The organism is Streptomyces sp. SudanB5_2050 (assembly GCF_964272335.1).
GTDB lineage: Bacteria > Actinomycetota > Actinomycetes > Streptomycetales > Streptomycetaceae > Streptomyces > Streptomyces rochei.
Map to the genome: position 1 here is coordinate 2233003 of NZ_OZ186760.1, position 19007 is coordinate 2252009.

At 70.7% G+C, this 19007-nt stretch carries 16 protein-coding genes; 1 reads left to right on the forward strand and 15 read right to left on the reverse strand.

Features of this window, described 5'->3' with window-relative positions; all coding sequences use genetic code 11:
* Positions 1 to 39: 39 nt before the first annotated feature.
* The 3 genes from ACFZP7_RS09975 to ACFZP7_RS09985 all read right to left on the reverse strand — a co-directional run bounded on the left by ACFZP7_RS09975 (position 40) and on the right by ACFZP7_RS09985 (position 2466).
* The gene (locus ACFZP7_RS09975) at positions 40 to 984 is read right to left on the reverse strand and encodes an RluA family pseudouridine synthase (protein ID WP_031017009.1); all 945 of its coding nucleotides are present in this window, start codon (positions 982 to 984) and stop codon (positions 40 to 42) included.
* A 76-nt stretch (positions 985 to 1060) separates the two neighbouring features.
* Positions 1061 to 1657 carry a signal peptidase II gene (lspA, locus tag ACFZP7_RS09980; RefSeq protein WP_030971994.1) on the reverse strand — a complete coding sequence of 199 codons (597 nt, stop codon included), beginning with the start codon at positions 1655 to 1657 and terminating at the stop codon, positions 1061 to 1063.
* A 68-nt stretch (positions 1658 to 1725) separates the two neighbouring features.
* Positions 1726 to 2466, reverse strand: coding sequence for a TraR/DksA family transcriptional regulator (locus ACFZP7_RS09985; protein WP_046250546.1), 741 nt, complete (start codon positions 2464 to 2466; stop codon positions 1726 to 1728).
* Positions 2467 to 3026: 560 nt separating this feature from the next.
* Here ACFZP7_RS09985 and ileS point away from each other — a divergent pair.
* A complete protein-coding gene (gene ileS / locus ACFZP7_RS09990; RefSeq protein WP_385634251.1) occupies positions 3027 to 6173 on the forward strand; it encodes an isoleucine--tRNA ligase in 3147 nt (1048 codons plus the stop codon).
* A gap of 216 nt (positions 6174 to 6389) precedes the next feature.
* Here ileS and divIVA read toward each other — a convergent pair whose 3' ends face one another.
* The 12 genes from divIVA to murF form a co-directional block, all read right to left on the reverse strand.
* Positions 6390 to 7565, reverse strand: coding sequence for an apical growth/hyphal branching protein DivIVA (divIVA, locus tag ACFZP7_RS09995; protein ID WP_019328008.1), 1176 nt, complete (start codon positions 7563 to 7565; stop codon positions 6390 to 6392).
* 55 nt (positions 7566 to 7620) lie between these two features.
* Positions 7621 to 7905, reverse strand: coding sequence for a YggT family protein (locus tag ACFZP7_RS10000; RefSeq protein WP_019328007.1), 285 nt, complete (start codon positions 7903 to 7905; stop codon positions 7621 to 7623).
* 81 nt (positions 7906 to 7986) lie between these two features.
* Complete coding sequence (locus ACFZP7_RS10005) at positions 7987 to 8628, reverse strand: cell division protein SepF (RefSeq protein WP_019328006.1); 642 nt, start codon at positions 8626 to 8628, stop codon at positions 7987 to 7989.
* Positions 8629 to 8757: 129 nt separating this feature from the next.
* Positions 8758 to 9477 (reverse strand): YggS family pyridoxal phosphate-dependent enzyme, encoded by a 720-nt coding sequence (locus ACFZP7_RS10010; protein WP_385634252.1) that lies wholly within the window; start codon positions 9475 to 9477, stop codon positions 8758 to 8760.
* Positions 9478 to 9483: 6 nt separating this feature from the next.
* Complete coding sequence (gene pgeF / locus ACFZP7_RS10015) at positions 9484 to 10212, reverse strand: peptidoglycan editing factor PgeF (RefSeq protein WP_019328004.1); 729 nt, start codon at positions 10210 to 10212, stop codon at positions 9484 to 9486.
* Positions 10209 to 11417 (reverse strand): cell division protein FtsZ, encoded by a 1209-nt coding sequence (ftsZ, locus tag ACFZP7_RS10020; protein ID WP_019328003.1) that lies wholly within the window; start codon positions 11415 to 11417, stop codon positions 10209 to 10211. Before ftsZ ends, pgeF begins: the two co-directional genes overlap by 4 nt.
* A 288-nt stretch (positions 11418 to 11705) precedes the next feature.
* Positions 11706 to 12500, reverse strand: a complete 795-nt coding sequence (ftsQ, locus tag ACFZP7_RS10025; protein WP_385634253.1) for a cell division protein FtsQ — start codon at positions 12498 to 12500, stop codon at positions 11706 to 11708.
* A gap of 25 nt (positions 12501 to 12525) precedes the next feature.
* Complete coding sequence (murG, locus tag ACFZP7_RS10030; protein WP_019328001.1) at positions 12526 to 13620, reverse strand: undecaprenyldiphospho-muramoylpentapeptide beta-N-acetylglucosaminyltransferase; 1095 nt, start codon at positions 13618 to 13620, stop codon at positions 12526 to 12528.
* A 6-nt stretch (positions 13621 to 13626) separates the two neighbouring features.
* The gene (gene ftsW / locus ACFZP7_RS10035; RefSeq protein ID WP_029393881.1) at positions 13627 to 14997 is read right to left on the reverse strand and encodes a putative lipid II flippase FtsW; all 1371 of its coding nucleotides are present in this window, start codon (positions 14995 to 14997) and stop codon (positions 13627 to 13629) included.
* Between the two features lie 76 nt (positions 14998 to 15073).
* A complete protein-coding gene (gene murD / locus ACFZP7_RS10040; protein WP_385634254.1) occupies positions 15074 to 16480 on the reverse strand; it encodes a UDP-N-acetylmuramoyl-L-alanine--D-glutamate ligase in 1407 nt (468 codons plus the stop codon).
* Between the two features lie 11 nt (positions 16481 to 16491).
* Complete coding sequence (gene mraY / locus ACFZP7_RS10045) at positions 16492 to 17583, reverse strand: phospho-N-acetylmuramoyl-pentapeptide-transferase (protein WP_019327998.1); 1092 nt, start codon at positions 17581 to 17583, stop codon at positions 16492 to 16494.
* The gene (gene murF, locus ACFZP7_RS10050; RefSeq protein ID WP_385634255.1) at positions 17583 to 18998 is read right to left on the reverse strand and encodes a UDP-N-acetylmuramoyl-tripeptide--D-alanyl-D-alanine ligase; all 1416 of its coding nucleotides are present in this window, start codon (positions 18996 to 18998) and stop codon (positions 17583 to 17585) included. Before murF ends, mraY begins: the two co-directional genes overlap by 1 nt.
* Positions 18999 to 19007 lie beyond the last annotated feature (9 nt).

The window sequence follows — 19007 nt, forward strand, 5'->3', positions numbered from 1 at the left end:
CGACGCGAATCCGGTACGAGGGCGGCTGCGACGGCGCGGTCACGCGTAGGTCTCCTCGCGGACCCGGTCCAGGGCCTGCTGCAGGTCCTCGGGGTAGTCGCTGGCGTACTCGACCCACTGTCCGTCGCCGGGGTGCTCGAAGCCGAGCCGCACGGCGTGCAGCCACTGGCGGGTCAGCCGCAGCCGCTTCGCGAGGGTGGGGTCGGCGCCGTAGGTCAGGTCGCCGACGCACGGGTGGCGGTGGGCGGCCATGTGGACGCGGATCTGGTGGGTGCGGCCGGTCTCCAGCTTCACGTCGAGCAGGGAGGCGGCGCGGAAGGCCTCGATGAGGTCGTAGTGGGTCACGGAGGGCTTGCCCTCGGCGGTGACGGCCCACTTGTAGTCGTGCTGGGGGTGGCGGCCGATGGGGGCGTCGATGGTGCCGCTGGTCGGGTCGGGGTGGCCCTGCACGAGCGTGTGGTACCGCTTGTCGACCGTGCGCTCCTTGAACTGGCGCTTGAGCGAGGTGTACGCCCGCTCCGACTTGGCGACCACCATCAGGCCGGAGGTGCCCACGTCGAGGCGGTGCACGATGCCCTGGCGCTCGGCGGCGCCGGAGGTGGAGACGCGGTACCCGGCGGCGGCGAGACCGCCGATGACGGTGGGGCCGCTCCAGCCCGGCGAGGGATGGGCGGCGACACCGACCGGCTTGACGATGACGACCACGTCCTCGTCGTCGTGGACGATCTCCATGCCCTCGACGGGCTCGGCGACCACCTGCACCGGCGCGGGCGCCTGCGGCATCTCGACCTCGAGCCAGGCGCCGCCGTGGACGCGCTCGGACTTGCCGACCACCGATCCGTCGACCTGCACCTTGCCCGCCGCGGCGAGCTCCGCGGCCTTGGTACGGGAGAAGCCGAACATGCGGGAGATGGCGGCGTCTACGCGCTCGCCCTCCAGGCCGTCGGGCACGGGCAGGGTACGGATCTCGGGAAGCGTGCTCACCCCGTCGAGTATGCCGGACGGGTCGGACACTCCCGAACGCGCGCTCAGTCCCCGCGGGCGGCCGGCCCGCGCGCGGTCAGTCCTTGTGGACGGTCCCGTCCGGGTCCAGGCCCCGGAAGGACAGGATCACGATCAGGATGCCGCCGCAGACGATCGCCGAGTCGGCGAGGTTGAAGACGGCGAAGTGCTTGGGCGCGATGAAGTCCACCACCGCGCCCTCGAAGACGCCGGGTGAGCGGAAGATCCGGTCGGTGAGGTTGCCCAGCGCGCCGCCGAGCAGCATGCCGAGCGCGATCGCCCACGGCAGGCTGTAGAGCTTGCGCGCGAGGCGGGCGATCACCACGATGACGGCGGCCGCGATCACCGTGAAGATCACGGTGAAGGCCTCGCCGAAGCCGAAGGCCGCGCCCGCGTTGCGGATGGCCACGAAGCGCAGCCAGTCACCGACGATCTCGATGGGCTCCTGGTGCTCCAGCTCGGCGACCACGATCATCTTGCTGACCAGGTCGAGCAGGTACGCGATGGCGGCGACCGCGAAGAGCACGGCGATGCGCCGCTTGCCCCGGGGGCGCTCCGGGGCCTCCCGCTCCTGCTCGGCGTCGGGCCGCTCCTGCCCGTCCCCCGCCGCGTCCGGGGTGTCCGGCGTACCGATGATGCGCTCCGCCTCTGCCACGTGAGTCCCTCAGCCTAGGTACCTGACTGAGGACGAGGGTACGGCACGGTCCGGCCCCCGGCGTCCGGTCAGTACCGGCGCTCCTGCTTCTGCTTGCACTCGACGCACAGGGTGGCCCTCGGGAAGGCCTGCATCCGTGCCTTGCCGATGGGGTTGCCGCAGTTCTCGCACAGGCCGTAGGTGCCCGCGTCCAGGCGTTCCAGGGCGCGCTCGGTCTGGGTGAGCATCTCGCGCGCGTTGGCGGCCAGCGCCAGTTCGTGCTCCCGCGTGATGTTCTTGCTGCCGGTGTCCGCCTCGTCGTCGCCCGCGCCGTCGCCCGAGTCACGCATCATGCCCTGCAGCGACCGCTCGGAGGAGTCGATCTCGGTGCGCAGCCGGTCGGCCTCGGACTGGAGCTCCCCGCGCGCCTCCTCGACCTCTTCCGGGGTCCAGGGTTCCTCGCCGGGGCGTACCGCGAGGTCGCCGGGGTCGGCGGCGCCGCGCGCCTTGGGAACGGCGGTCTTGGCCGCCGTGGCCGTGCCAGGAGTCTTCTTCGCAACCACCGTCGTGGCTCCCGTCTGCTCCGCGGCCTGCGCCGCGCCCACCTTCTCGGACGTGCTCTTCTTCGCCGCGGTCTTCTTCGCCGCGGTCTTCTTGGCCACGGTCTTCTTCGCCGCGCTCTTCGTGCCCTTCTTGGCCGCGGTCCTCCCGGCGGCCGCCTTCCCGGCCGTGGTCTTCCCGGCCGTGGCCTTCTTGGCCGTCGTCTTCCTGGCGGCGGTCTTCTCCGCAGCCGTCTCCGGCTGCTCTCCGGCGGTCTTCTTCGCCACCATGGCCGCGGCCCCTTCACATATTGTGATCTTGCTCGCGAATCGTGCTGGGACGATAAATCGACTCGGGTCCCGCGGCAACGGGGCACGCCGCCCGATTCGCCCGCCCACCGCGCGCCGCGCGGCGAACATGCATGCGTTGTGCCCAGCTCCCCGCCCGGTAATCCGCCGGGCGGGGCCCCGGCCGGGTCCGCCGGGAGCCGGACGCCCCGCGGTGGCATTCGGGTCAGTGCCCCCGGTACGAAAACCGGTCGGCCGCTGTCCGCGGGGCGCCGTACACTGGGCGGAGCGAAAAGCTTGGATGGGGACGAGTAGCGGCGTACGCAGCCCAGAGCGACCCGGGGACGGTGGGAGCCCGGGGGCGAGCGCGACGTGAAGATCACCCCGGAGCCGCCGGAAGAAAGCCCTGGCAGGACGGCCAGGGCGAGTAGAACCGGCTCGCGACCCCAATGAGGGGGCCGATCGGCGCACACGACGCACCGGGCGGCCAAGGAGGGTGGTACCGCGGGAGCACGGCTCTCGTCCCTCCGACGGAAGGCAGCACGTCCGCCGGAGGAAGCTCGTTGAATACGCAGCCGCAGTACCGCCAGGTGCCCGCCCAGGTCGACCTGCCCGCGCTCGAACACGCGGTGCTCGACTTCTGGCGCGAGCAGAAGATCTTCGCCAAGAGCCTGGAGCAGTCCGAGGGCCGCCCCGAGTGGGTCTTCTACGAGGGCCCGCCCACCGCCAACGGCATGCCCGGCGCCCACCACATCGAGGCCCGCGTCTTCAAGGACGTCTTCCCCCGCTTCCGCACCATGCGCGGCTACCACGTGGGCCGCAAGGCCGGCTGGGACTGCCACGGCCTGCCCGTGGAGCTGGCGGTGGAGAAGGAGCTGGGCTTCTCCGGCAAGCAGGACATCGAGGCGTACGGCATCGCCGAGTTCAACGCCAAGTGCCGCGAGTCGGTGACCCGCCACACCGACGCCTTCGAAGAGCTCACGACCCGCATGGGCTACTGGGCCGACCTCCAGAACCCGTACCGCACGATGGACCCCGAGTACATCGAGTCCGTCTGGTGGTCGCTGAAGACGATCTTCGACAAGGGCCTGCTGGTCCAGGACCACCGCGTCGCCCCCTGGTGCCCCCGCTGCGGCACCGGCCTGTCCGACCACGAGCTGGCGCAGGGCTACGAGACGGTCGTCGACCCGTCCGTCTACGTCCGCTTCCCGCTGACCTCCGGCCCACTGGCCGGCGAGGCCGCGCTCCTGATCTGGACGACCACGCCCTGGACGCTGGTCTCCAACACGGCGGTGGCGGCCCACCCCGAGGTGACCTACGTCGTCGCGACGAACGGCGAGGAGAAGCTGGTCGTCGCCGAGCCGTTGGTCGCCAAGGCCCTCGGCGAGGGCTGGGAGACCACCGGCCAGTCCTTCACCGGCGCCGAGATGGAGCGCTGGACCTACCGGCGCCCCTTCGAGCTGGTCGAGTTCCCGGCCCCTGCCCACTACGTGGTGAACGCCGACTACGTCACCACCGAGGACGGCACCGGTCTGGTCCACCAGTCCCCCGCCTTCGGTGAGGACGACCTCAAGGTCTGCCGTTCCTACGGCCTGCCCGTGGTCAACCCGGTCCGCCCCGACGGCACCTTCGAGGAGGACCTGCCCCTGGTCGGCGGCGTCTTCTTCAAGAAGGCCGACGAGCAGCTCACCGAGGACCTGGCCGCCCGGGGCCTGCTCTTCAAGCACATCCCGTACGAGCACAGCTACCCGCACTGCTGGCGCTGCCACACCGCGCTGCTCTACTACGCGCAGCCGTCCTGGTACATCCGCACCACGGCGATCAAGGACCGCCTCCTCGAGGAGAACGAGGGCACCAACTGGTTCCCGGACTCGGTCAAGCACGGCCGCTACGGCGACTGGCTGAACAACAACATCGACTGGGCACTCTCCCGCAACCGCTACTGGGGCACCCCGCTGCCGATCTGGCGCTGCGAGGAGGGCCACCTCACCTGCGTCGGCTCCCGCGCGGAGCTGACCGAGCTGTCCGGCACCGACCAGTCGGAGCTGGACCCGCACCGCCCCTTCATCGACGACGTCACCTTCACCTGCACCCACGAGGGCTGCTCCCTCGAAGCGGTGCGCGTGCCGGAGGTCATCGACGCCTGGTACGACTCGGGCTCGATGCCGTTCGCGCAGTGGGGCTACCCGTACAAGAACAAGGAGCTGTTCGAGTCCCGCTACCCGGCGCAGTTCATCTGCGAGGCCATCGACCAGACCCGCGGCTGGTTCTACACGCTGATGGCGGTCGGCACCCTGGTCTTCGACAAGTCGTCCTACGAGAACGTGGTCTGCCTCGGCCACATCCTCGCCGAGGACGGCCGCAAGATGTCCAAGCACCTGGGCAACATCCTGCAGCCGATCCCGCTGATGGACCAGCACGGCGCGGACGCCGTCCGCTGGTTCATGGCGGCCGGCGGTTCCCCGTGGGCGGCCCGCCGCGTCGGCCACGGCACCATCCAGGAGGTCGTCCGCAAGACGCTGCTCACCTACTGGAACACCGTCGCCTTCCAGGCCCTGTACGCCCGCACCACGGGCTGGGCGCCGAGCGAGGCCGACCCGGCCCCGGCCGACCGCCCGGTCCTGGACCGCTGGCTGCTGTCCGAGCTGCACGCGCTCACCGACCAGGTCACCCAGGCGCTGGACGCCTACGACACCCAGCGCGCCGGCAAGCTGCTGTCCGCGTTCGTCGACGACCTCTCCAACTGGTACGTCCGCCGCTCGCGCCGCCGCTTCTGGCAGGGCGACAAGGCGGCGCTGCGCACCCTGCACGAGGTCGTCGAGACGGTCACCAAGCTGATGGCCCCGCTCACCCCGTTCATCACCGAGCGGGTCTGGCAGGACCTGATCGTGCCGGTGACCCCGGGCGCGCCGGAGTCGGTGCACCTGTCGTCGTGGCCGGAGGCCGACCTCACGGCGATCGACCCGGAGCTGTCGAAGCAGATGGTCCTGGTCCGCCGCCTGGTCGAGCTGGGCCGTGCCACGCGCGCCGAGTCGGGCGTCAAGACCCGCCAGCCGCTGAGCCGCGCGCTGATCGGCGTGTCCGGCTTCGACGCCCTCTCCCCGGAGCTGCGCACGCAGATCACCGAGGAGCTGAACGTCGAGTCCCTCGCCTCGCTGAGCGAGGTCGGCGGCTCCCTGGTCGACACGACCGCGAAGGCCAACTTCCGGGCGCTGGGCAAGCGGTTCGGCAAGCGGGTCCAGGACGTGGCGAAGGCGGTCGCGGGCGCGGACGCCGCCGCCCTCTCGCTCGCGCTGCGCGAGGGCACGGCGACGGTGGAGGTCGACGGTGAGACGATCACCCTCGCCCCGGACGAGGTGATCATCACGGAGACGCCGCGCGAGGGCTGGTCCGTCGCCTCCGACTCGGGCGCGACGGTGGCGCTGGACCTGGAGATCACGGAGGAGCTGCGCCGGGCCGGTCTCGCGCGGGACGCGATCCGGCTGATCCAGGAGGCCCGCAAGAACAGCGGCCTCGACGTCGCCGACCGCATCGCACTGCGGTGGACGGCCACGGACGAGGCGACGGTCGCCGCGCTGACCGAGCACGCGGGTCTGATCTCCGACGAGGTCCTGGCGACGGACTTCGCGCGGGGCGAGGCGGACGACGCGTACGGGGAGCCGTTCACGGACGAGGGGCTGTCCCTGACGTTCCGGCTGCGCAAGCAGTAACCGCCGCCCAGCGGCACCCGGGCCCGGCCTCCACGGAGGCCGGGCCCTTCGTCGTACCGCCGCAGCCGCGGGCAGTCGCGGCGGTACGACGAAGAGCCCGGCCACGCGCCCACCGCAACCCCGCCCCTCGCAGCCCCGCACGCCAAAAGAGCGGGCCCCGGGTCAGAAACCCGGGGCCCGCCCTGAACGCTGCCGAAGGCTACGCCGTACTACAGATCAGTTGTCGTCCTCGTCGATCAGGAACCCGCGCATCGGCGAGGGCGCCTGCCCCATCGGCGACGGCCCCTGCGGACGCACCGGCGCCATCGGCTGGGTCATCGCCGGCGACATCTGCTGCTGGCCACCGTAGGACGGACCGTTCTGGCTCGGACCGCTGCCCATCGACTGGTTGCCGCCGTAGGACGGGGCACTCGCGCCGGCCGGTGCCATCGAGGGCGCCGGGGACGGCGGGAGCGAGGCCGTCGCGGGCGTACGCGGCGGGGCGAGCGAGTCGTCCGCCTGGGTCTCCAGCTGACGCAGCTGCGACTCCAGGTACGACTTCAGTCGCGTCCGGTACTCGCGCTCGAAGCCGCGCAGGTCCTCGACCTTGCGCTCCAGCGTGGCGCGGGCGGACTCCAGGGAGCCCATCGCGACGCGGTGCTTCTCCTGCGCGTCCCGCTCCAGGGCGTCGGCCTTGGCACGGGCGTCCCGCTCCAGACCCTCGGCACGCGAACGCGCCTCGCCGACGATCTTGTTGGCCTCGGACCGGGCCTCGGCGATCGCCTGGTCGGCGGTCTGCTGGGCCAGCGAGAGGACACGCGCGGCGCTGTCGCCGCCGGGGCCGCCCTGACCGGGCATGCCGCCGGGACCACCGGGACCCTGCGGGCCGCCCATGGGGCCGCCCATCGGGCCGGGGCCCATCTGGCCCTGCATCGGACCGGGGCCGCCCTGGCCCATCGGTCCCGGACCCTGACCCATCGGGCCGGGGCCCTGCGGGCCACCCTGACCGCCGGGACCGGCGGGCAGCTGCGGGGCACCGCTGGGCAGCTGGGGCGGGCCACCCATGGGGCCGCCCATCTGCTGCTGCGGCGGGCCCGATATGCCGGCGGGCACCGGAGCGCCGGGACCTCGCATGCCCTGCTGCGGCATACCGCCCTGCTGGGGCGGGCCCTGCTGCTGATGCTGCTGGTCCTGCGGCGGTTCCGGAGGCTTGCGCATGTTCTGCTGGTTCTGCGCGGCCGCGCGCGTCGCCGCGGCCAGTTTGGCGCGCAGGTCCTCGTTCTCGCGGAGCAGTCGGGTCAGTTCGGCTTCGACCTCGTCGAGGAAGGCATCGACCTCGTCCTCGTCATAGCCTTCTCGGAGGCGGACGGTCGTGAACTGCTTGTTCCGCACGTCCTCGGGGGTCAACGGCATCTCTTCACCTCAACGTTGTCGTCGGCATTCGGCAAGCCCGTATCTCTCTCATCGCTCACAGCCGGCTCACGATCGCGATCAGGATGTAGACGATGATCATCAGTACGAAGAAGGACAGGTCGAGCGCCACGCCCCCGAGACGCAGCGGCGGAATGAACCGCCGCAGAAGCTTCAACGGTGGATCGGTGACAGTGTAGGTGGCCTCGAGAACGACCACCATCGCCTTGCCGGGTTGCCACGAGCGGGCGAACTGGAAGACGTAGTCCATGACCAACCGGAAGATGAGCACGATGAGGAAGCACATCAGCGCGATGTAGACGACATCCAGGACCACGCTCATGACCCTTGCTTCCCTCTCCCCTGAACCATCTCTCGGACCCGTTGTCGGATCCGTGGTCTTGCTCTCTGCCGGTGTTGCGTCTCAGCTCTGGTTGAAGAACCCGCCCTCTGCGATGCGGGCCTTGTCCTCCGCCGTGACATCGACGTTAGCAGGAGACAGCAGGAACACCTTCTGCGTCACCCGCTCGATACTGCCGTGAAGACCAAACACCAAACCTGCCGCAAAGTCGACAAGTCGCTTGGCATCTGTGTCATCCATCTCAGTGAGATTCATGATCACCGGCGTGCCCTCACGGAAGTGTTCCCCGATGGTACGGGCCTCGTTGTAGGTCCGGGGGTGAAGTGTGGTGATCCGGTAGGGCTCTCGTTCGGACACGACCTTGGGCATGATGACCGGTGCGCTCTTTTCCAGGCTTGCGCGTTCTTGTGTGATGGATGCCACGGGCGCGATACGCGCCGGACGGCTCGATTCCGCCGCGAGCGAAGCGGATCGGGACACCGGTTCGCGCGGCGCGGGCGGCTGGACGACTCGCACCTCTTCGTCCCTTTGGGGCTGATGTGAACCGTGCGACTGGTGCGCCGGTTCGTGCCGCCGATGGTCCCGCTCGGGCTCCGGGTCCAGTTCGGGTTCGAAGTCGTCGTCGGGGTCGAACCCCCGGCCGTCGTACCCATCGTCCTCCACGAGGCCGAGGTAGACCGCCATCTTGCGCATCGCGCCGGCCATGCTCTGAGTCCTCCGCTCTGTGGTGGATCTGCTGACGACTGCCAAGTGCCTGCGATCCACGAGGTCGTTGCGTCCGCCTTTCGGCGGTAATGACCATATTTTCTGCTGTGGTCCGACTTCTTGGCGACGTTACCCGAGCCTGGGGCGGACTCCGAGTACCGCGGTGCCGACGCGTACATGTGTCGCCCCGGCGGCCACGGCCTGCTCGAGGTCCGCGCTCATCCCTGCGGAGACCATGTTCGCAGCCGGATGGGCTCGGCGCACGTAGGTCGACAAATCCATGAGGCGCTCGAACGCCGCCTGTTGGCGTCCCGCGTACTCGCCGGTGAGCGGCGCCACCGTCATCAGCCCATCCAGCCGCAGTCCCTCCGACCCGGCGACCAGGTCGGCCAACTCTTCGATTCCCGCGGGCGACACGCCGCCCCGCTCGCCCCGGGCGCTCTCCCCGGCGTCGAGCGCGACCTGGAGCAGGCAGCCCACCTCGCGCCCGGCCCGGACAGCCTCCTTCGACAGAGCCGTGACGAGCTTGGGACGATCGACGGACTGCACGACATCCGCGTAACCGACCACCGAACGCACCTTGTTGGTCTGCAACTGGCCCACGAAATGCCACAAAAGCGGCAGATCCGAGCAAGCGGCGGCCTTGGGCGCGGCGTCCTGGTCGCGGTTCTCGGCGACGTGGCGCACGCCGAGATCCGAGAGAATGCGCACATCCTCGGCGGGGTAGGTCTTGGTGACCACGATGAGGGTCACCTCGTCGCGGGGGCGGCCCGCGGCCGCGCAGGCGGCGGCGATGCGCTCCTCGACTTTCGCCAGGTTCCCGGCGAGTTCGCTCTTACGGTCCGTCATGCCCCATCAGTCCAGCCAGACATAGCCGGCGAGCCGCCCGGTGGTGCGGTCCCGTCGGTACGAGAAGTGATCGTTCGACTCCAGCGTGCACACCGGCGACTGCGCCCGGTCGCGCACCCCGAGGCGTGCGAGCTGTGCGTGCACCCCGGCGCTCACGTCGACCGCCGGTGTGCCCCAGCTCGTCTCGGCGTGCGCCGCCGGTTCGGCGGCGGCCACCTCGGCGCGCATGTCCTCGGGCACCTCGTAGCACCGGCCGCACACGGCGGGTCCGGTGCGGGCGGTGATCCGGGCGGGGTCGGCGCCGAGTTCGGTCATGGCCCGTACGGCGGCGGGCACCACCCCGGCGACCAGTCCGGGCCGGCCCGCGTGGGCCGCGGCGGCGACACCCGCGACGGGGTCGGCCAGCAGGACGGGCACGCAGTCGGCGGTGAGGACGGCGAGGGCGAGTCCGCGTTCGGCGGTGACGATCGCGTCGACCCGCGGGACCGGTGCGTCCCCCCAGGGACCGTCGACCACGGCGACGTCGGCGCCGTGCACCTGGTTCATCCAGACCACCCGGGCCGGGTCGACGCCCAGCGACTTGGCCGCCAGCTCCCGGTTGGCCGTGACGGCGGCGGGGTCGTCGCCGACCGCGCCGCCGAGGTTCAGCTCCTCGTACGGAACGGCGCTCACTCCGCCCCACCGGTCGGTGAAGCCGAAGTGCGCGCCGTTCACGGTGTCGCGCTGTCCTATCACTTCAGGAAGTCCGGCACGTCCAGTTCCTCGGCCGCGCTGTCCGAGTAGGTGCGGGACGGCGGGACCGGCGGCGGGGCCACCTGCGGCAGGTCGCTCACCGGCTCCGGCGCGGGGGCCGGCTCCGGCTCCTCCTTCGGCTTGACGCTGCCGAGCGCGCCGAAGGACGGGCGGTTCTCGGGCTGCCGCACGGGAGCGGGCTCCTCGCGCTTGGCCGAGGAGGAGGCCCCGAGGACGTTGTCCCGCTGCTTGGCCGGCGGCTGACCGCCGTCGAAGCCGGCGGCGATCACGGTGACCCGGACCTCGTCGCCGAGGGCGTCGTCGATGACCGCGCCGAAGATGATGTTGGCCTCGGGGTGGGCGGCCTCGCTGACCAGCTGGGCGGCCTCGTTGATCTCGAACAGTCCGAGGTCGGAGCCGCCGGAGATGGAGAGCAGCACGCCCCGGGCGCCGTCGATGGACGCCTCCAGCAGCGGCGAGGAGATGGCCATCTCGGCGGCGGCCACCGCGCGGTCGTCGCCGCGGGCCGAGCCGATGCCCATGAGAGCCGAACCGGCCTCGGACATGACCGACTTGACGTCGGCGAAGTCCAGGTTGATCAGGCCGGGCGTGGTGATCAGGTCGGTGATGCCCTGCACACCGGACAGCAGCACCTGGTCGGCGGACTTGAACGCGTCGAGCACGCTGACCTGGCGGTCCGAGATGGACAGCAGCCGGTCGTTGGGGATGACGATGAGGGTGTCGACCTCTTCGCGGAGCTCGGCGATGCCGTCCTCGGCCTGGTTGGCCCGGCGCCGCCCCTCGAAGGTGAACGGGCGGGTGACCACGCCGATGGTGAGGGCGCCCAGCGAGCGGGCGATGTTGGCCACGACGGGCGCGCCGCCGGTGCCGGTGCCGCCGCCTTCACCGGCTGTCACGAAGACCATGTCGGCCCCCTTGAGGACCTCCTCGATCTCCTCGCGGTGGTCCTCGGCGGCCTTGCGGCCGACGGCCGGGTTGGCTCCGGCGCCGAGTCCGCGGGTGAGTTCGCGGCCGACGTCGAGCTTGACGTCGGCGTCGCTCATCAACAGCGCCTGCGCGTCGGTGTTGATGGCGATGAACTCGACGCCCTTGAGACCGACCTCGATCATCCGGTTGATGGCATTGACACCACCGCCGCCGACACCGATGACTTTGATGACTGCGAGGTAGTTCTGCGGTGCTGCCACGTCGAAGGCCTCTCGCCTCGAGTTACGTGTCGCCCGACCGCCGAAGCACTGATGCCCCCGCGACCCGACGACTGATGCCGATTGGGACGGTCCGTAGCGCCGACCCGAACCCTAACGCTGAAGTTTAGGGTTACCAGTGTGTCTGTTCCTTGGAGTCTTCTGAACAGGACACTAAGTCGACAAGTGGCGCGCGTTCAACGAACACGCCGAACCTCCCGTTTTTCTTTTCACCCTATGTGATCAGGCGTAGCGCTGCCCAACCAGGGTGCTGGCCTGCACGTATACCCGTCAACTCCCTGATGACGCAGGGGCGGTGGGGACGCTCACGTCGAAGTGCCGTGCGCCGGGCGTCGCTTTCATCAGCGCGGTGAGCGCCCGGGCCTTGAGTTCCCCCTGCTCGTCGCTCCCCCACGCCACGGTCCGGTCGCCGCTCAACTCCAGTGAGATGTCGTCGTAGGAACGGACCTTGACGACCCGCGCGTCCTCGGCGACCGCCTTCGGGAGACGGCCGGCCACCCGCACCGCCGCGCGCACCAGGCGGTCCTCGTCGAAGCGGCGCAGGCTCGCGGCGGCGGAGCCGGAACGGGCGGGGTCCAATTCGAGTTCGGGCACGCCTTTCGGGGCGCGGGAAACCGTGGCGAAACGGACGCCGTCGTCGTCCACTTCCACGAACTTTCCGCCCTTTTGGACAATCAGAACCGGAGTACGCTCCGTCACTTTCAGCCCGATTCCGTGCGGCCAGGAACGCTCGGCGCGCACTTCGTCGATGCGGGGCAATTCCCGGGCGAGCCGGGCCTCGATCGCCTCGGTGTCCACGGAGACGAGCGGGTCCCCCACCGGCACGTCGGCCGCCTCGCGCACCTCGCCCGGCGTCAGCACACGTGTTCCCGAGACCGACACGCGTTCCACGCGCGTCCAGCTCGAGCCGTAGAGAAGCCAGAAGGTGCCGCCGGCGAGGAGCACGAGGGCGACGGCCGCCACGAGGACGGTGCGACGGCTGGGCGGGCGCAGCCGCCGGGTCCGGGGCGGGCCGGACGACTCCTGCTGGCGTTCACCGCGCTCGGCGGTGGTCGGTCCGGCCACGCTCCCTGCCCTCCGTCATACGTGCCTAGCGGTGTGCACGGGCGGCGATCGCCTCGTACACCATGCCGACGAGCAGGTCGTCGGCGTCCCGGCGGCCGAACTCGGCGGCGGCGCGGGACATCTCGTACAGCTTGTGCGGGTCGGCGAGCACGGGAAGGACGTTGTGCTGCACCCACTCGGGGGTGAGGTCCGCGTCGTCGACCAGCAGACCGCCGCCGGCCTTGACCACCGGCTGGGCGTTGAGCCGCTGCTCACCGTTGCCGATGGGCAGCGGGACGTAGGCGGCCGGGAGCCCGACGGCGGAGAGTTCGGCGACGGTCATCGCGCCCGCGCGGCAGAGCATCATGTCGGCCGCGGCGTACGCGAGGTCCATCCGGTCCAGGTAACTTACCGGGATGTACGGGGGCATCCCCGGCATCTGCTGGACCTGCGGCAGTTCGTTCTTGGGGCCGACCGCGTGCAGGATCTGGATGCCGGCCTGCTGGAGCCACGGCGCGACCTGCTGGATCACCTCGTTGAGGCGGCGGGCGCCCTGCGAGCCGCCGGTGACCAGCAGCGTGGGCAGGTTGGGGTCGAGCCCGAACATCGCGCGGGCCTCGGGGCGGGCGGCGGCCCGGTCGAGGGTGGCGATGGAGCGGCGCAGCGGGATGCCGATGTAACGGGAGTTGCGCAGCTTGCTGTCGGGGGTGGAGACGGCGACCTGGGCCGCGTAGCGCGAGCCGATCTTGTTGGCCAGGCCCGGGCGGGCGTTGGCCTCGTGGACGACGATCGGCACGCCGAGCCGCTTGGCCGCGAGGTAGCCGGGCAGGGCGACGTAACCGCCGAAGCCGACCACGGCGTCGGCCTTGGTGCGCTCCAGGATCTGCTCGGTCGCCTTGATGGTGCCGCGCAGCCGGCCCGGAACGGTGATCAGCTCGGGGGTGGGCTTGCGCGGCAGCGGTACGGCCGGGATCAGCGCCAGTTCGTACCCGCGCTCGGGTACGAGGCGGGTCTCGAGGCCGCGTTCCGTGCCCAGGGCCGTGATGCCCACGGTCGGATCCTGCCTGCGCAGGGCGTCCGCGAGGGCGAGCGCGGGCTCGATGTGGCCCGCGGTTCCTCCGCCGGCGAGTACGACATGCACCGAAATTCACCGCTCTCCGGACGAGCGCGCCTTCGAGGCGCGCCGTCGCATCGTGTTCCAACTCCGGGGGCTCCGCTTGGCCACGGGTCCCCTGGCCCCCCGCTTTCTACCAAAGCGAGGTTGCCGCAGCGCAAGCGCCGCCCGCGCACCGGGTTCGTCACGCGCGAAGGCGATCAGCAGACCGATGGCGAACATGGTCGGCAGCAGGGCGGAACCGCCGTAGGAGAACAGCGGGAGCGGGACACCGGCGATCGGCAGCAGCCCGAGGACCGCACCGATGTTGATCACGGCCTGGGCCGTGATCCAGGTGGTCACGCCTCCCGCGGCATACCTCACGAACGGGTCCTCCGTGCGTCCGGCCACGCGGATACCCGCATAGCCTAGAGCCGCGAAGAGGGCGAGCACCGACAGCGTCCCCGCCAGGCCCAGTTCCTCACCGGTGACGGCGAAGATGAAGTCGGTGTGCGCTTCGGGGAGTTGGCCCCATTTCTCCACACTGGCACCGAGCCCCGATCCGAACAGCCCGCCCGAGGCGAGGGCGTAGATCCCGTGCACGGCCTGCCAGCAGGCGTCGCCGGGGCCGGGGTCGGTGGCACCGAGGCAGTTCAGCCGGGCCATGCGGTTGGGGCTGGTCTTGATGAGGATGAAGCCGAGCAGCACCGCGACGGACAGCACGCCGGCGAAGAGCCGGGTGGGCGCGCCCGCCAGCCACAGCAGGCCGAAGAGGATCGCCGTCAGGATGATCGCCGTGCCCATGTCGCCGCCGATCATGATCAGCCCGAGCAGCATGAACGCGGCCGGCACCAGCGGCACCAGCATGTGCTTCCACTGGGTCAGCAGCTTCTTGTCCTGCTTGCGGGCGAGCAGGTCCGCGCCCCAGAGCACGAGGGCGAGCTTGCCGAACTCGCTGGGCTGGATCTGGAAGGAGCCGCCGAGCGCGATCCAGTTCTGGTTGCCGTTGACCGCGACTCCTATCCCGGGCACCTGCACCAGGATCATCAGGCAGACGGCACCGGCGAGGATCGGGTAGGCCAGCGCGCGGTGCAGCTTCACCGGCATCTTCATCGCCGCCACCAGCAGCCCGGCGCCGATCAGGGCGGCCAGGAACTGCTTGCGGAAGAAGTACGACCCCGGCAGCGAGAGCTGCAGCGCGGTGATCTGGGAGGCCGAGTAGACCATGATCAGGCCGAGCACGGTGATCAGTGCCCCGGCGCCGGAGATCAGGTAGTAGGCGGTCAGCGGCCGGTCCCAGGCGCGGCGCAGCCGGTGGTGGAGGCGGAGCACCGGGTTGTCGTGCGGCGGCACCGGCGCGGCGGGACGTTTCGCGGCCCGCTGAACGGGCGGACGCCCGGTACGGCTCTGGGGACTACCGGGCATCGCGGCCTCCGCTCTCCGTCGGCATGGACCGTCCCACGCGTCCTCCCGAGTTCACCCGGCGCAGGAGGCGGCCGGGTCAGGCGCCGAGTTCGCGAACGGCCTGTGCGAACGCGTCGCCGCGCTGGTTGTAGTTGGTGAACATGTCCATCGAGGCACAGGCCGGGGCCAGCAGCACCGTGTCGCCGGGCCGGGCGAGTCGCCGGGCCTCCTGGACGGCCTGGAGCATCGCACCAGTGTCGGTCCGGTCGAGGTCGACCACGGGTACCTCGGGGGCGTGTCGCGTCAGGGCTTCGCGGATCAGGGCGCGGTCGGCGCCGATGAGGACCGCGCCGCGCAGCCGCTTCGCGGCACCCGCGACCAGCTCGTCGAAGGTCGCGCCCTTGGCCAGTCCGCCCGCGATCCACACGATCGACTCGTAGGCGGCCAGCGACGCCTCGGTGGCGTGGGTGTTGGTGGCCTTGGAGTCGTCCACGTACGCCACCCCGTCGACGTCGGCGACGTGCGCGATGCGGTGGGCGTCGGGCGTGAAGGCCCGCAGCCCGTCGCGCACGGCGGCGGCGGGCACGCCGAAGGCACGGGCGAGGGCCGCGGCGGCCAGGGCGTTGGCGATGTTGTGCGGGGCCGGCGGGTTCACGTCCGAGACCTCGGCGAGCTCCTGGGCGTTCTTGTGCCGGTTCTCGACGAAGGCCCGGTCGACCAGGATGCCGTCCACGACGCCGAGTTGGGAGGGCGCCGGGGAGCCGAGGGTGAAGCCGATGGCCCGGCAGCCCTCCTCGACGTCGGCCTCGCGGACCAGGTCCTCGGTGGCCTTGTCGGCGACGTTGTAGACGCAGGCGACGCGATTGCCCTCGTAGATACGGCCCTTGTCGGCGGCGTACGCCTCCATGGAGCCGTGCCAGTCGAGGTGGTCCGGGGCGAGGTTGAGGACGGCGGCCGAGTGGGCGCGCAGGGAGGGCGCCCAGTGGAGCTGGTAGCTGGACAGCTCCACCGCGAGGACGTCGTACTCCTCGTCGCCGGTGACCGCGTCCAGCAGCGAGACGCCGATGTTGCCGACGGCGGCGGTGCGCAGGCCCGCCGCCTTCAGGATCGACGCCAGCATCTGGACGGTGGTGGTCTTGCCGTTGGTGCCGGTGACCGCGAGCCAGGGCGCGGAGTCGGGGCGGCGCAGGCGCCAGGCCAGTTCGACGTCGCCCCAGACCGGGACGCCGGCCTGACCGGCCGCCGTGAACAGCGGCTTGGTGGGCTTCCAGCCCGGTGCGGTGACGATCAGCTCGGTGCCGTCGGGCAGGGTGTCGCCGTCGCCGAGGCGCACGGTGATGCCGAGCGCCTCCAACTCGGCCGCCTGCGCCCGCGCGCGCTCGTCCGCGCCGTCGTTGACGACGGTCACGCGCGCGCCGAGGCCGTGCAGCACCTTGGCCGCCGGGACGCCGGAGACGCCGAGTCCGGCGACGGTGACGTGCTTGCCCTGGAATTCGAAAGGCACCGAGGAGTCGGTCACTTGTCCGCTGCCCATCCCGCGTAGAAGAGGCCCAGTCCGACGATCACACAGATGCCCTGGATGATCCAGAAACGGACCACGACAAGGACCTCGGACCAGCCTTTGAGTTCGAAGTGGTGCTGGAGTGGCGCCATTCTGAAGACGCGCTTGCCGGTGAGGCGGAAGGAGCCGACCTGGATGACCACCGACATGGTGATCAGGACGAACAGACCGCCGAGGATGGCCATCAGCAGCTCGGTGCGCGAGCAGATCGCCAGACCCGCGAGCACACCACCGAGCGCGAGCGAACCGGTGTCGCCCATGAAGATCTTGGCCGGCGAGGTGTTCCACCACAGGAAGCCGAGGCAGGCACCCATCAGCGCGGAGGAGACCACCGCGAGGTCGAGGGGGTCCCTCACCTCGTAGCAGGCGCCCGGGTTGGTCAGGGTCAGCGCGTTGGCGCAGGACTCCTGGAACTGCCAGACGCCGATGAAGGTGTAGGCACCGAAGACCAGGACGGAGGCGCCGGTGGCGAGACCGTCGAGGCCGTCGGTCAGGTTCACGCCGTTCGACATCGCGAGGATCATGAACAGCGCCCAGATGACGAACAGCACCGGGCCGATGGACCAGCCGAAGTCGGTGATGAACGACAGCTTGGTGGACGCGGGCGTGTTGCCGCGGTTGTCCGCGAACTGGAGCGAGAGCACCGCGAAGGCGATGCCGACGATGAGCTGGCCGGCCATCTTCGCCTTGGCCCGCAGGCCCAGCGAACGCCTCTTGACGATCTTGATGTAGTCGTCGAGGAAGCCGACCAGGCCCATGCCCACCATCAGGCCGAGCACCAGCAGACCCGAGAAGGTCGGCGCCGCGTCCGCCTCCGGGTCCAGGTAGCTGGTGATGACCTTGGCGAGGAAGTAGGCGGCGACCGTCGCCAGGATGAACGCGATACCACCCATGGTCGGCGTACCGCGCTTGCTGGCGTGCTCGCGCGGTCCGTCGTCGCGGATGTACTGGCCGTAGCCCTTGCGGGCCAGCAGCTTGATCAGCAGCGGAGTGCCGACCAGCGTCAGGAAGAGGCCAATGACTCCCGCGAACAGGATCTGCTTCATCATCGGGCGGCAACCTCACCCTCGGCGCCGGTCTCCAGCAGCGCCGCGGCGACGCGCTCCAGACCCACCGAACGGGACGCCTTCACGAGCACGACGTCCCCCGGGCGCAACCAGCTGCGCAACAGGTCGACCGCCGCCTGTGCGTCGGACACGTGCACCGACTCCTCACCCCACGAACCCTCGTTATATGCGCCCAGTTGCAGCCATTGGGCTTCCCTGCCCCCGACCGCGACGAGCTTGCTGACGTTGAGCCGGACGGCGAGCCGTCCGACCGCGTCGTGCTCGGCGAGCGCCTCGTCCCCGAGCTCGGCCATCTTGCCGAGCACCGCCCACGTACGACGCCCCTTTCCCATGGCGACGAGCGCACGCAGCGCGGCCTTCATGGACTCGGGGTTCGCGTTGTAGGCGTCGTTGACGACCGTCACGCCGTCCGGGCGCTCGGTGACCTCCATCCGCCAGCGGGAGAGGGAGCCCGCCTCGGAGAGCGCGGTGGCGATCTCGTCTGCGGACATGCCCAACTCGTGGGCGACGGCGGCCGCGGCGAGCGCGTTCGACACGTGGTGCTCACCGTACAGGCGCATGGTCACATCGCTTGCACCGGAGGGTGTGTGAAGCCTGAAGGAAGGCTGTCCGCTGTCCGTGAGTCGCACGTTCTCGGCCCGAACGTCCGCTTCGTCGGACTCTCCGAAAAGGATCACCTTCGCCTTCGTTCGGGAGGCCATGGCCCGTACCAGGCCGTCGTCCGCGTTGAGGATGGCGGTGCCGCCCTCCTCGGCCGGCGGCAGCGCCTCGACGAGTTCGCCCTTGGCCTGGGCGATCTGCTCCCGGCCGCCGAACTCGCCGATGTGCGCGGAGCCGACGTTGAGGACGAGGCCGACCTTGGGCGGGGTCAGCTCGCAGAGGTAGCGGATGTGGCCGATGCCGCGGGCGCCCATCTCCAGCACGAGGAACTTGGTCTCCTCGGTGGCGGTGAGCGCGGTGAGCGGCAGCCCGACCTCGTTGTTCATGGAACCGGGCGTGAAGACCGTCGGCGCCTTGCGGCGCAGCACCTGGGCGATCAGGTCCTTGGTGCTGGTCTTGCCGGCGGACCCGGTGAGGGCCACGAGGGTGGCACCGAGGCGGCGTACGACGTGCCGGGCGAGGGCGCCGAGGGCGGACTGCACGTCGTCCACGACGATCGCGGGCACGCCGACGGGGCGGGAGCCGAGCACGGCCACCGCGCCCGCCTCGACGACCGCCGGCGCGAAGTCGTGGCCGTCCACCCGCTCGCCGACGAAGGCGACGAAGAGGCAGCCGGGCCCCGCTTCCCGCGAGTCCCGGACGACCGGCCCGGTGACCTGCGCGGACGCGTCCGGTATGTCATGCATCCGCCCGCCGACGACTTCTGCGATCTCGGCGAGAGAGAGGGTGATCACAAGTTCGTC